Origin of the sequence: Paenibacillus sp. FSL H8-0048, assembly GCF_038002825.1 — a bacterium.
Taxonomy (GTDB): domain Bacteria; phylum Bacillota; class Bacilli; order Paenibacillales; family Paenibacillaceae; genus Paenibacillus_AQ.
On the sequence record NZ_JBBODF010000001.1, the window covers coordinates 3393881 to 3407640 of the forward strand.

Consider the following 13760-nt stretch of genomic DNA (forward strand, 5'->3'; position numbering starts at 1 on the left):
GAAATTTGTGCATATAACTAACCCTATGAATTTTATATGAATATATCAGAGCATAAAAATCCGGGGAAAATATATCTATCGTTATTTGTACAGCGACAGCCACTTCTCCAGCTGATGCTTCAGCACATCCCGGTAGTACAGCGGCTCCATAATCTCAGCCTCTTCCTTGTATTTCATAATCCAATGGACGAAGCCGATGTCCTGCTCCACAGCGACCTTGAAATGCAGGCTGCGGTTCTGGCGGTCCACTTTGCTCGGCTTGACAAACATGTCCTCCTGCTTCAGCCGTTCCATCATCCGCTGCGAGAATTTGACTCTGAATTCAACCTGCAGGCTGTCCTGCTCCAGGGACCACTTCTGTTCCATGAAGGACTGCAGATCGAACTTATCTTTGGAGAACCACCTGTCCAGCGGATTCACACTGGAGAAGCCGTTAATATGAAAGGTACGGATGATCCCGAAACGGTGACAGAAACCAATCAGGTGAAAACGATTCTCTAGCGGGACCAGACAATAAGGATCAATTCGGATACCTTTTTCTTCATAGGCATTCTCACTATAGTCGGCCTGTATGCTTCTCTGCTTCATCACGGCATCCAGAATGTCGGTCAGAAAGAGGGGCTGGTCTCCCTGAGATCTGCTATTTTCCGTCCAGTTTGGTCCGGCTTCTTTTTTCGTATGCTCCATTGTTTCTTCCCTTTCTGCCTTTTGCTTATAATCTGCCGCCATCACTTTCTCGTATGCATCTTCAAAGCCCGGGGGCAGCAAAGGTTTGATCTCCGCCATAATACTGCGCAACTGTGAAAAAGCCTCTTCTTCCTCTTCTGACCAATCCAAGGGGTACAGCGCGAAATTCCCGATAAAAGCATACCCCTTGCCATGTCCCATATGAGTAATGGGGATATGCATGGCACTGAGCGCATCCATATCCCGATAAATCGTTCTCTCGCTGTTGCCGCATCGTTCCGCCAGCTCACGGGCCAGAATTCCCGGTTTGGCTTGAACTAGCGTAATGATGCGCATCAGCCGGATCAATCGGTCTGTCATATTCAGTTCTCCTTGACTTATGGTAAAATAGACCCATTATTTTTAAATAAACTAGTTATATATATCTATAACCAAGGATGTAATAACCGAGATAAGAAAATATAATAGAACTATTTTACTATGTCACCACATTTAGATATTACGCATTTCTTTATCTGCTCCGCCGGGTGTGATTCTATATTTGAGCCCTATGTATGGGTAATTCCTATTCTATCTACGCAGCTTCCCTGCAATTATCTCATTCCGGTCCTGCTAAGCGGCAGATTCTCCACCTCCAGTCTTTTATACAGCGCTTCCGCTTCTCTGAGCAGCTGCATATCCCCGGAGCGGGCAGACATCAGCAGTAACTGATCCGCCTGCCTGCGAAGAATATCTGCGGGTACCTCCGGCTTGTTCTTCATCCGGGCCTCCTGGGCCTCCGCGATTAGCGCCTCTGTCTGCAGCAGCGCCAGATGCTTCTCCACATGAAAGCAGGAGCGGGCCCCCAGCAGGTCGGTATGATGGGAATATTCGATTCCCAGCTTCTTGAGCGGCAGCTCGCGGATACGCTCCACCGTAGGCTGCTTGTATTGCCATTGCAGCCAGAGGGCTTCATGTATGCCTGCAGGCATACCTGCCATCATGAATTCCAGGGCAATGTACCTGCGCTGTCCGGAATGGATTTTGCCAAGCTTCAGGAGCAGTGATCTTCCCTCTCCTTCTTCTGCACTACACCCGTAACATCCTGTTACCTTGACATGACTTTCGAGCCAGACACGCAGCTCAATATCCCGGGCTACCACCTTGCGGCTCTTCTTGCGGAACTCCTCGCCTTGTAGCGCTCCTTTCCACTCCACGAGCAGCACTACTTTCTTGGCACCGCCCGCCAAAATACGCTCCTGGCTCCATGTAAACAACGTCTGAATACTTGCTTGCATATTTCCACCTCTTTCTTATTTTGGGTCTTCTATTAATGTACCAATATTGGCGGACAACTCCTTGTCATGGAATGTATGTTCGGTCCTATAATATCGACAAAAAAAGAGCCAACCTCCCCCTAAAGGGGATTGCCTCTTTACGAAAGTCTATCCTTTTGTCAAAATATGACGAACAAAGTTTTACGCATTACATCAATCTGACCCGTCTGCCCGCCTTCTCATGCCGGAAGAACAGGCCAAGGGCCCAGGTTGCACACAGCAATGCGAACAGGAAGAACAGAAGTGACCACACCGGAGCCGGTAAAATGGTTAATCTGGACAGATTCGCTGCATCCCCTGCACGGGCAGGCGTCACGACGGAAGCATAGACCAGGAATACGGTCCCCATCACAGACTCCTCCAGGGTCAGAAACGCAAGAAACAGGTAGTACACCTTGCTGACCTTCGGCCAGAGGAACAGCATTGCAGCATTCAGCAGAATGAAGCCGCTCAGCCAGATCATCCCGAAGCCGCCCCGCACATACAGCACCAGCATAATTAGTGCGACCAGGCTGGCCAGAACCAGCCCCCATTCCCGTTTATCTCTACTATAGAAATAGAAGAGCAGCAACGCGAACAGTGAAGCCAGAGGATACCCCGCCAGCGACACCAGGATCGCCTTGCCTCCGGCAGCTATTGCCGAATAGGTCACACCGCTGTGATCCGAATACAGCTCAATGCGCAGCACATTGCCGGAGAGCAGCAGGGTCATCAGCGCGTGGCCGAATTCATGGAACATGGTATCCAGATTACGGAATAAGGAGGAGAACGGAATAAACCGGGTTAACAGGGCGGAGCCTGCCAGGAACAACAGTGTTTTGAGCCATCTATTCATTGAATACAGCCCCTTTCCGTTCACAGTATACGTTAATTTGCAGCGACACTCAATATCGCGGGAACCATCCCTGGCTTAACGCTGTATTACCTGTATGGTTCTCTGTATGGTTCTCTTTATGGACCTGAAGGGTAATTATGCCTACAGCCTTTCAGGTTGTCCAAACGGCAAGCAGCTATGATAAAATAGGAAGACAATTAGCTCTAACAGGTGGTGATCAGTTGATGAAAAGACAGGTAACTGAAGTGATGCTGAAGCTGCTGGGTTCGTCCCTGCTTCTGCTTGGCCTTATTCTCACTTGGCCTGCCCCCGAGGCAAAGGCCAATTATCTGAATGATATATACAATGGAATCCAGAGCTTCTCGGAGCTGCCCGGAGAGGTCAGCAAGCTGCAGGAGAGCTACCGGAAGACTGCCGAGGAGCTTCAGCAGACGAAGGAGGATCTCGGAGAAGCGGTAGACGAGCTGGGGCAGACCAAGGAGCAGCTGACGGACAGCCTGCAGCAAATGCAGACGTATCAATCCCAGAACGCTGCCCTGCAGGAGCAGAACCGCCAGCTTAGCCAGGTCGTGGACGAGCTGAAGAATGACCGGACAGCGAGAGAGAACTACTTCAACCGGATCAAGGTGACGGTCATCTCCGGGATTGCTCTTCTTCTCGGCTACTTCCTGCTGATCCGGGTGCTGCGCTTCACAATGCGCCACCGCTCCAGAAGAAGTGACCGGCTGCGTTAAGGAGGATGAATGAAGCATGAATATTGACATTCAGGATGAAGGCGACAGCGGCAGCGGACAGGCGGTTGCTTTTACCATTCAGGAGAACGAAGAAGTCCATGTGCTGCACCCGCAGCAGATTATTGCTTACCAGGGCCCTTCGGCAGGACGGGCCGACCGGTTCATGGATGTGAAGGGCATGTACCGCAAACGCAAGCTGATCCGGGCGGATCTGACCGGCCCTTGCCGGTTCACAGCCGCGCTGCCGCCGGGCTACCGGGTCAAGACCATCCGGCTCGACAGCAAAAGCGATCTGCTCTACGACTTCAGGCATCTCTTCTTCTACAGCAAGGGAGTCACGATGCAGACAAGAGTCCTGAGCATGAAGAATATGCTGATTACCCGGGATATCGTCAAGGTCAAATTCTCCGGCCGCGGCAGCATAGGCATTCTCACGGAGGGTACGGTCTGCGAAGCAGAGCTGCATCCCTTCGATCCGCTGTATGTCGATGCCGGGAGCATTATCGCTTATCCCGAGAATGCCAAGCTTGAGCTGACGGTCTACGGCAATCATCTCGCCAGCCAGCATATGAGCTATCACTGGAAAATGACAGGCCACGGGCCTGTGCTGTTCCAGGCCGGACGCCAGAGCAGACGCTTCGAGCGCGACAATAATGAAGACGGCATTATCAAGCGCTTCCTGCGGGAGGCCCTGCCCTTCGGCGGTGTATTTATTAAGTAAGCAAAGAGCGCCCGCGTTACACCTGCGGGCGCTCTTCTATATCAGCGTGAAACCTATACGTTCTTATATTTCCAGGTAAGCGTTCAGCATCCAGGCTGTCTTCTCTACGCTTGTCCGGATTCCGATCAGCAGATCGGCGGTAGGCTGGTCGCTGACCTCCTCTGCGCTAGTAATGCCCTGCTTCAGCTCTTCCGCTACGGCAGCGAAATCTTGAACCAGCTGTGCCACCATTTCCTTCGCGCTCTCACCGCCGGCAGCTTCCTCCAGGCTGGAGAGCTTCAGGTACTCTGCCATAGTAGATGCAGGACGTCCGCCGATGGCGAGCAGCCGCTCAGCCAGCTCATCCACATAACCCGCAGCTTCGTTGTACAGCTCTTCGAATTTCTCATGCAGTGTGAAGAATTGGGGTCCGCTGACATACCAGTGGTAATGATGCAGCTTCACTCCCAGCAACGTCCAGTTCGCGGTCTGACGGTTCAGGACAGCATGCAGTGCAGTGTGGCTGTTAACTTGTGTACTCATTCAAAAAACCTCCCGGAGTGTGTGTTTTACAACGTATTGTATTTAGACTCGTTCTAAATCTATATACAATTTAACATACTTTTTGCCGTATTGCAATCGAATATCCTGCATCCTTGATGTATTGCACATTCTAGCATTCCTCCGGGAGCCTATCCTATAATTTGAATCACAATTGACGCAAATGCACATGGATTGACATAAATCACTTGAACCGGAAGAGAAGCTTACATCCTTCCGTAGGATCTCCCTTACACCGTGGGGATATCCGTCTCTGCCGCCCGTCCCAGGCCGCTGCGGAAGATGGCGCGCATCTCCTCCCGCTTGCTCTTGGGGCTAAGCACATATACCGTATCCCCAGGCTCAATCACCGTGCTGCCATGCGGCGTCACGATGGTCTTGTTCCGTATAATGGCCGTGAACAGAATATCGTCCGGCAGGCCGATCTCTGCAATCTGCCTGCCGCATATCGCCATCTGCCGGTCGATTCCGATATGATTGAATTCAGAATCGGTCTTCCCGAATGCGACCAGCTCCATTAATGAAGGCTGGGATGCATGCTCCCGGCCCACCAGCCTCAGCCGCGAGGCCAGGGGCGAAATGGTTGTTCCCTGAATCACAGCCGAGGTCAGGACCACGAAGAATACGACATTGAAGAACAGCCTGCCATGCGGCAGCCCCGCGAGCAGCGGGTAGGTCGCCAGGACAATCGGGACGGCTCCCCGGAGCCCGGCCCAGGAGATCAGTAGCTTTTCACGGAAGGAGAACCTCGACACAAGCAGGCTGAGGAATACGCCAAGCGGTCTTGCCAGGGCCATCAGGATGACGGACAGCAGCAGCCCCTGCCAGGCCACAGCCGCCAGCTCCTGCGGGAAGACCAGCATCCCGAGCAGAATGAACATGGCAATCTGCATCATCCAGGCAAAGCCATGGTTGAAGTTCATAATGGTGCGGTGGTACATCAGCTCGGAATTCCCCAGCACCAGCCCCATGACATAGACGGCAAGCAGCCCGCTGCTGTGTACCATGGCCGAGACCCCGTAAGTCAGAACTGCGAAGCCGACCGCCATGACCGGATACAGCCCGGTGGAGTCCAGATTAATCCGGTTAATCAGATAAACTGCCAGCTTGCCGATGATGATCCCGGCCAGCAGCCCTACCCCCATCTCCCAGAAGAATGACAGCACCAGACGCAAGACTGCGGTATCCGGGTGCTGTACCCATTCAATCAGCGACACGGTAAGGAATACGGCCATTGGATCATTGCTGCCGGATTCGGCTTCAAGGGTGGAGGTTAGCCGTTTATCGATATTTTTGCCGCCCAGTACGGAGAATACCGCCGCCGCATCTGTGGAGCCGACAATGGCCCCGAACAGGAAGCTCTCCGCCCAGGGTACACCGAGTACAAATTTGGCAAAAATACCAACGATCACGGTAGTCAGCAGTACTCCGAGTGTAGCCAGCGACAATGCCGGCTTCAGAATCGGGCGAATATCCTTCATGCTCGTCTGCATGCCGCCCTCAAACAGAATCACCACCAGGGCAAAAATGCCGGCAATCTGTGTGAGCGAAGCATTGTTGAAATAAATAAAATGGCTGAGCACCATGCCGGCTGCAATAAACAGGACCAGAGCAGGCATGCCAAAACGGGTGGAGAATTTGGTGGAGAGCACGGCGATCAGCAGTAAAGCCGCCAGCAGCAGAATGATTTGATCTGCAAGATGAGTCATGAACCGGTTCACACCTTCCCCGGAGCCGGGTATCCGCCTTAGCCCCATGTATTTTATAGTAATGTTTATGATTCCAGGACAGAAAAAAACCCCGGTGGGCTGAGTTCCACGGAGGTTATTATGCCGTCGTTCATTCTCTTGAATACACCTGCAGCTCCTGAATGGACCAATAGTTGCCGCCGGAGCCTGTCTGGGTAATCTTAATATGCCGGGTCTTGACCGGGGCAAACGTAATCTTGGTCTTCGCCAGCCCGCCTTTGCCCGCTGCAACCTGTCTCCAGCTCTTGGCATCATCCGATACCTGCACAATGTAGCCGCGCGGATAGTCATAGGGTGATAAAGGATAATCCATATCTATAGCTTCTACCGTATGTTCTGCGCCCAGATCAATCTGGAAGTACTCCCCCGAAGCCTGATGCTTGACCGTATCCCAGCGGGTCCGCCGGTCTCCGTCAATGGCACCTCCCGGATTGGATGCCTCCTTACTCACACTGGACGTCACCTTCCAGCCTGCCCGGTCCAGCGGGACAAGTCCGGTTGCTGTAATCTGTGTCTTCTCTGACATCACGCCAGAGCCGGACACCCGTACAGCATAAGTATAAAGTGTGCCTTCCTTCAGCTTGCTGTCGTTATACTCCGTTCCCTTCACCGCTGTAGCGATGACCTTCAGCTTCTCGTCCGGGCCGTCCGCCCGGAGCACTTCATAGCTTGCTCCGGGGGCTTCCAGCCAGTTCAGATGCATAGATAATCCTTTGACAGCAGTTGCCTTCAGACCCTGCGGCGCCGTATCTGCCACCTCGGAGGAAGGCTCCAGAATGTACTGCACGCCTTCTCCCGGAGCCAGCGTCTCCGTGAATTCCAGCTCCGGCGAAGCGGCTCTGCCGGTTACATAGCTGCGGGCCTCCTCATAAGTATCGCCCTTGCCGAACCGTTCTCCTTCGTACTCCGTTTTTTTCGGCATAGTGATCTTGACCTTAACGGTCCGCTCGGTCTGCTCGAAATTGACGAAGTTCACCAGCACCTTGTTGGATGTCGCCTTGCTGCCCGCGAGCGGCTCAAGCGTGGAGGTGTCCACGGCTCTTACGTAGACCAGCTTATCCTTCAGCTCCTCCTTATTGCTGATCTGATAGGTCAGCGGAGCGCCGTGTGTGGCATAAGCCAGATCCAGCCTGCGCATGATACTGACACGGGATTCTTCGCCTTCCTTGGTGTAGTAGATCTCTGTAGCCGCCGGATCATGATCCTCCAGATTGAAGCCGTATTTGAACAGGCTGAAATTCTTGAAGAAGGCGGCATGCTGCACGAACATCTCGGCATAGCCGATATGTGCCCGCATAATCCGGTCGAACACCGCCGAGGTCCGCTCCTTGGCCCCGTATTGATACGCGTCCACATGAGAGTCCGAGGTGCCGAACTCGGTGGCGAGCATTTTTTTGCTAAGGCCGTCTACCGATCCCCCGAAGGTCTTCAGGTTCTCCGTGAAGCTCCCGCCCTGACCGAAAATATAGGAATCGCCATAAGAATGGCCATTCGTCAGATCCGTTACCGTCTCAAGCTCATCCCGCTGCTTCGGGTCACGTTCCCAGCCGTCCGGGTCCCCGCACTGCTTCACCGGCCCCTTCTGGTTGCCGCACGAATCTTCGCTGTAGCCCGGCCAGTAGGCCCATCCGGGTGCAACCGTCTGCAGATGCGGCGCAATTGTCTTTCCCTTGCTGTTCAGCCACTCTGCTATGGCCAGATTGACCGCTTTGGAACGGTTGAACAGGCCCGGTTCGTTATCCACCTCGTAGTACTGGAAGTACGGACTGTACTTCTGGAAATAATCCGTCAGCTTCTTCTCGGCATCCTCGGGCAGCGTGCCGTCTGCCTTCAGCTTGATATCGCCTGTATGCAGATAGAGCGCTACGGCCTGCATATTGTAATCCTTCAGGACCTTGTAGTACTCATCCATCTTCTCACAGGAACGGCCCACATCACTGGCACAGCTGGTACGCATGATATTACCGCTGTAGGCTACGCCCAGCCACTTCATAATATAGGGCAGATGGGTAACCGCCCCCTCGTCAAAATAAAACTGCTTGTTATTCACCACCGTCCCGGTCAGCGTATAGCTGCCATGGATCGGCTCCTTAACCGGAGACTTGAGCGCCTCCAGACTGAGATTATCCCATGTCCACCAGTTGTACTTATCCTCAGCTTCTGAGGAATAGATTCCCCTGGCCGTCCGCAGCGTCAGCTCGTTGGTGCCGCTGATGAGCTGCTCTTTGGGAATGTACAGCTCATAGGTTTTGCGGAAATCGTATTTGCTGCCGGTTCCGGCAATCCCGGCGATCTGAATGATGCCTGAGAGTTGACCGTTGGAGAATACGCTCATCTGGGGTACAGACTTGTAAGCATCGATAATGCTCACGCGAAATAAGACCCCGTGCTCCGGGATCTTATCCAGCTCATACTGAATCCGCAGCTCCGGGTTGGTCTCCCCGTGCAGGCCGGAGGGCAGTGACTTCAGCTCTCCCGACCTGGCAGTGGTTGAGGCTATGCTGAGCGTCTTTTTCACCCCGCTTGACCCCGCCGCCTTGAACTCATCGGCAGAGCCGTCATGCTTGCCAAGCTGCCATAGAACCGTTCCTTCCGGCATCTCAGGACCGGCATCCTTAGCCGCCGACAATGAAGACAGATCCACATCCTCTTCACCGTCCTTCGTCCCGTAATCTCCGAAGACAGAGACGGACAACAGAATCAAGATGATCAATGCTGCGAATTTTAGTAGCCTGTGGAGATATTTACCGGGTTTCTTTTGAACTCTAGTCCTCATTCCCTTGTCCTCGCTTTCTTCCGGAATTCTATGCTGTACCGGGATAACGTCACGCTTCTTCTGCTGCGGGGCTTCCTTAAGGAAGCGTCAGCGCACTCTGTGGGATAATCATCTGCTTCTGGCTCTGGCTTCTCCACATCAGACTGACGCTGGCATCCCCGCGGTTCTCATAATACTCTACCTTGATGGCGTAAGGGGTATTTACGGAAAGGGTGATGCTGCCCTCCTTACCCGCGCTGCTCTGATTCTTCCAGTTGTCGATCAGGAGCTTGCCGCCGATCCATACGCGGATGCCGTCATCCGAAGAAGCGGTGAACGTATACTTTTCACTGTAGAGAGGCTTAAGGGTCCCGGTCCAGCGTACCGAGAATGCATCTTTGGGCAGGCCGGAGGCCGGTGAATTGCCATGCCAGTTGAATTGAAGGGTGCTGTCATTACGGGTAAGCAGCGGTGTGCCGGACAGGTCCATATTGCCATAATATTGGCCTCGCAGGCCGTTCCTTGAGCTTACAGCCGCCGCATGGGTTTTGACACCCGCCGCCAGCTTGTAATCCTCCCGCGATACTGTGTATTTATGGTTCATGAAGCTTTGAATTTTCACAGTCGGGTTATTCTCAACCAGCATCTTGCCCCATGTCATCGTATATACCCATTTGCTTTGCTTTTGAGACATGATGACAGGGTCTGGAAGCTCTCCGCTCTCCCCGATGCCGATCGGTTTGCCGTCCGCAAGCTTCAGGAGGCTATCATAATAGGACTGCTTGAAATCATTGTCATAAATATCGGCGGCCAGAATATCCACCTTGGCGGTGCCGGGAAAATAGGCGGCATACGGCTCAGACGACTTGTTCTCGGCATTTGGATTCCACACCCACAGCAGATTGTTCAGCTTATGCTTATTCACCATGCGGTCATAGACCAGGTCCCAGAGCTTCGCGAAGTCATCCTTCTGCCCCCACCAGAACCAGCCGCCGTTCATTTCATGATAGGGCCGCCATAGCACCGGAACTCCGGCATCGCGCAGCTCGCCCAGATACTTGGCCACTTCATCCAGCTCGGCAACTAATGCTTTGTACTGCGGCGTTCCGGGAGTGATATACAGCTTGAATTGACTCTGGGTAATCGGCTTCTGCACATTGGTCCATACCGGCGCGGTTCCCGGCAGATTCTGATGGAAGGTCATGGCGACAATGCCACCACCCTCATGCCACCGTATAGCACTGTCCACGACAGCCTGACGCTGTCTGGCAATGGTCTCCTTGGATTGATTGCCTATAGCTCCCAGCTCATAGCCATGCAGAACCGCATAGCGGCCGCTTGTTGTGCGGAGCTTATTATTGAATTCATCGGGGCTCTCCAGGTAATCATGCTGGCCGGAGATCATCCCCTTGCCGCTAAGATCACTGAGATAGCTTAACAGTGCGGAAGCCTCCTTGGAGGCCGAAGGATTAATGGGCTTTATGGGAGCGGGGGCGGCAGGTGCCGTAACCTTGGCGGCTGCGGGCAGACTGCGCCCTTCCCCCCATGGAAGTAATGAAAGGATAAGGATTAGAGGGAAAATAGTTGTATATAGCCTGTACTTACGGTAAGTGTTCAATGTAATCTCCTTTCTCCAGCCACACTTCTCCGGCAGAACCCTGAGGTTATACCACCCGGATTGTCTGCCTTTCTATAGCTTAGTAGCCCTGCTGGTAAGCAGGGCCATTAAGAGTGTGGCTTACAGGATTTATAATTGTAACGTCTTAACCAGTAACAGCGCCAATGATGAACACAGCTGCGGACCTTATGAGCTTAGGAAGCGGACGGGAGGAACAGCGCGCTTGCCGGAACGGTACCCTTGGCCTGGCTCGGACTCTGCCACATCAGCCGCGCTTTTGCATCCCCTTGATTCTCATAATACTCTACCTGGATATCATACAGCTCGCCTGCGGTCAGGCTGATGCTGCCCATGCGTTCAGTGCCGCTCTGCTTCACCCAGCTGTCAATCACAAGCTCACCGTTCACCCGTACGCGGATACCGTCATCGGAATGGGTATAGAACTGATAAGTCTCCGTGTACAGCGGCTTAATCTTCCCGCTCCAGCGGACAGAGAAGAAGTCTATGCCGATAGCGGCATCCGGCGAGCCCTGGCGCCAGTTGAAATCAAGCACAGCATCGGTACGCACTACAGCGGGTTCGCCCGAAAGCGTCATGTTATTGAAGTATTCCGCGTACAATCCATTAGCAGCAGGGACTTCTACCGGCAGATCCACCGGTGTTGCTGTAGGAGTAGGAACGGGAACAGGAGCCGCTGTCGGCGTTGGCACCGGTGTTGGCGTTGGTGTCGGTGCCGGTAATGGCGTCAGTGTTGGTGCTGGCATTGGTGTCGTTACTGGTGCCGGCGTTGCTGTCTGCGCTGGTGCTGCTGTCGCTGCTGGTACCGTGGTCGGTACTGCGGTTGCAGCCGGAGCAGGTATGGATGTGTTGCCTGCCCTGGAGAAAAGCGCACTTGCAGGTACGGTTCCCTTCACCTGGCTGGGACTCTGCCACATCAGATGAACATTCGCATCGCCTGCATTCTCGTAATACTCTACCTTGATGTCGTACAGTTGCCCGGCAGTCAAGGCTATGCTTCCTGTGCGGGCCGTTCCGCTCTGCTTGACCCAGCTGTCAATGACGGCTGTGCCGTTCACCCACAAGCGGATACCGTCATCCGATGTAGTATAGAACTGATAAGTCTCACTGTAAGCGGGCTTAATCTGGCCGGTCCAGCGGATCGAGAAGTAATCTACTCCAAGTGCGGCATTAGGGGTACCCTGACGCCAATTGAAGCTGATGACATCATCGTTACGGACCATAACCGGTGTCCCCGAGAGCGTCATGTTCTTGAAGTATTCTCCAAGCAAGCCATTCTGGGCAGGCTTACCCTCCGTATCACCGGGAGTTGGGACCGGCTTCGGCGCAACGGTAGGTGTTGCGGTAGGCGTTGCAGTTGGCGTCGGTGTTACGGTTGGTGTTGGTGTCGGCGTTGCAGTTGGCGTCGGTGTTACGGTTGGTGTTGGTGTCGGCGTTGCAGTTGGCGTCGGCGTTGGTGTTGCAGTTGGTGTCGGTGTTACGGTTGGTGTTGGTGTCGGCGTTGCGGTTGGCTTAGGAGCCGCCGCCGGAGCAGACCAGGCCTTATATTGGTCACGGGTCAGTGTGTAGCTGTCATTCATGAAATTCTTGATCGTAGCTGTGCTGTTATTCTCGTAGAGCATCTTGCCCCAGTTCATCATAAACACATAATTCTGCTGGGTCAGCTTCAGCTTCGAGATATTTGGCATTTCACCGTTCTCGCCGATGCCTATCGGCTTGCCGCCAGCCAGGCTGGTCAGATCATCATGGTATTTATTCAAGTAGTCATTATTGTATATATCCGCCGCCAGCACATCCACTCTGTCCGCACCCGGATAAGTCCGTGGATAGGGATCGGAGTTTGCATTCGGCGCATTCGGGTTCCATACCCAGAGCAGATTATTTAACTGATGAACGTTCACGAACCGGTCATACATAATATTCCACAATGCTGCAAAATTATCTTTCTTCCCCCACCAGAACCAGCCGCCGTTCATTTCATGGTAAGGTCTCCAGAGGATCGGAACCTTAGCATCCCGCAGGCTTTTCAGAGAGACAGCTACTTTATCCAGATCGGTGATCAGCGCATTATACTCTGGTGTTCCGGGGGTTACGTATTTGTTAAATTGCGCCTGGGTGATTGACTTCTGCACATTGGACCATTCGTACTTGGTGCCCGGCAGATTCTGGTGGAAGGTCATAGCGACAATGCCGCCTGCTCTGGACCAGTTCGTCGCACTCCAGACGATATTTTTGCGTTGTGCAGCTACTCCGCTCTCACTCTGCCCACCGATTGCTCCAAGCTCATAACCATGCAGTGCTGCGTATTGTCCGCTTGTTCCCTTCAGCTTGTTGCTCAGCTCATCCGGACTCTCGAAATAGTCATGCTGGCCTGTAATGATTCCATTTCCCGAGATTTCATACAGATTGTTCAGCAGCTTGACCGCCTCGGCTGAGGCGTTAGGGTTCACCGGCGCTCCTTCAGAAGGGGCAGCCTTGACGGTGGAAGGGGCGATTCCCAGTCCCACAGGTACAGCAGACCATACCACGGCCAGCGACAGCACAGCGCAGAGCAAACGAGACTTACGGTAAGTTTTCACAATATTCTCTTCCTTTCGGTAGCCAGGCTGCCACTCTTGCGAAGGCCCTATAGCTTTGCGTCCCTGTCTTTCGATCAGGTTTGCCTTTGTCGTTTTGGAAGGATCAATCCCTCTTACCGTAAATTATCGTCTTTATGCAATTTTTTTGTAGAGCAAACGCGAATTTCTCCGAATAAATAGTTCCGAGTACCTGTTTTGATTTTGTAACA

10 protein-coding genes and 1 riboswitch are annotated in these 13760 nt (G+C 53.2%); of the genes, 2 read left to right on the plus strand and 8 right to left on the minus strand.

Annotated elements, in window-relative coordinates; translation table 11 throughout:
* Positions 1 to 81: 81 nt before the first annotated feature.
* The 3 genes from NSU18_RS14385 to NSU18_RS14395 all read right to left on the minus strand — a co-directional run bounded on the left by NSU18_RS14385 (position 82) and on the right by NSU18_RS14395 (position 2838).
* Entirely contained in the window at positions 82 to 1047 is a 966-nt protein-coding gene (locus tag NSU18_RS14385; RefSeq protein WP_341018928.1) for a helix-turn-helix transcriptional regulator, read from the minus strand.
* A gap of 233 nt (positions 1048 to 1280) precedes the next feature.
* Positions 1281 to 1964, minus strand: coding sequence for a hypothetical protein (locus tag NSU18_RS14390; protein WP_341018926.1), 684 nt, complete (start codon positions 1962 to 1964; stop codon positions 1281 to 1283).
* A gap of 187 nt (positions 1965 to 2151) precedes the next feature.
* Entirely contained in the window at positions 2152 to 2838 is a 687-nt protein-coding gene (locus NSU18_RS14395; RefSeq protein ID WP_341018924.1) for a M50 family metallopeptidase, read from the minus strand.
* Positions 2839 to 3059: 221 nt separating this feature from the next.
* Between NSU18_RS14395 and NSU18_RS14400 the strand changes: the two genes are divergently transcribed.
* Positions 3060 to 3572 carry a hypothetical protein gene (locus tag NSU18_RS14400; RefSeq protein WP_341018922.1) on the plus strand — a complete coding sequence of 171 codons (513 nt, stop codon included), beginning with the start codon at positions 3060 to 3062 and terminating at the stop codon, positions 3570 to 3572.
* Between the two features lie 16 nt (positions 3573 to 3588).
* Entirely contained in the window at positions 3589 to 4293 is a 705-nt protein-coding gene (locus NSU18_RS14405) for an AIM24 family protein (protein ID WP_341018920.1), read from the plus strand.
* A gap of 63 nt (positions 4294 to 4356) precedes the next feature.
* On the opposite strand, the gene NSU18_RS14410 is transcribed toward NSU18_RS14405, so the two are convergent.
* The 5 genes from NSU18_RS14410 to NSU18_RS14430 all read right to left on the minus strand — a co-directional run bounded on the left by NSU18_RS14410 (position 4357) and on the right by NSU18_RS14430 (position 13551).
* Complete coding sequence (locus tag NSU18_RS14410; protein ID WP_341018919.1) at positions 4357 to 4815, minus strand: Dps family protein; 459 nt, start codon at positions 4813 to 4815, stop codon at positions 4357 to 4359.
* A gap of 248 nt (positions 4816 to 5063) precedes the next feature.
* A complete protein-coding gene (locus NSU18_RS14415; protein ID WP_341149342.1) occupies positions 5064 to 6542 on the minus strand; it encodes a potassium/proton antiporter in 1479 nt (492 codons plus the stop codon).
* Positions 6543 to 6672: 130 nt separating this feature from the next.
* Positions 6673 to 9357, minus strand: a complete 2685-nt coding sequence (locus NSU18_RS14420; RefSeq protein ID WP_445321805.1) for a discoidin domain-containing protein — start codon at positions 9355 to 9357, stop codon at positions 6673 to 6675.
* 76 nt (positions 9358 to 9433) lie between these two features.
* On the minus strand, positions 9434 to 10954 hold the full coding sequence (locus NSU18_RS14425) for a glycosyl hydrolase (protein ID WP_341018917.1): 1521 nt from the start codon (positions 10952 to 10954) through the stop codon (positions 9434 to 9436).
* Between the two features lie 194 nt (positions 10955 to 11148).
* Positions 11149 to 13551 carry a PA14 domain-containing protein gene (locus NSU18_RS14430; RefSeq protein ID WP_341149343.1) on the minus strand — a complete coding sequence of 801 codons (2403 nt, stop codon included), beginning with the start codon at positions 13549 to 13551 and terminating at the stop codon, positions 11149 to 11151.
* Between the two features lie 14 nt (positions 13552 to 13565).
* Positions 13566 to 13646: riboswitch (cyclic di-GMP riboswitch) on the minus strand.
* Positions 13647 to 13760 lie beyond the last annotated feature (114 nt).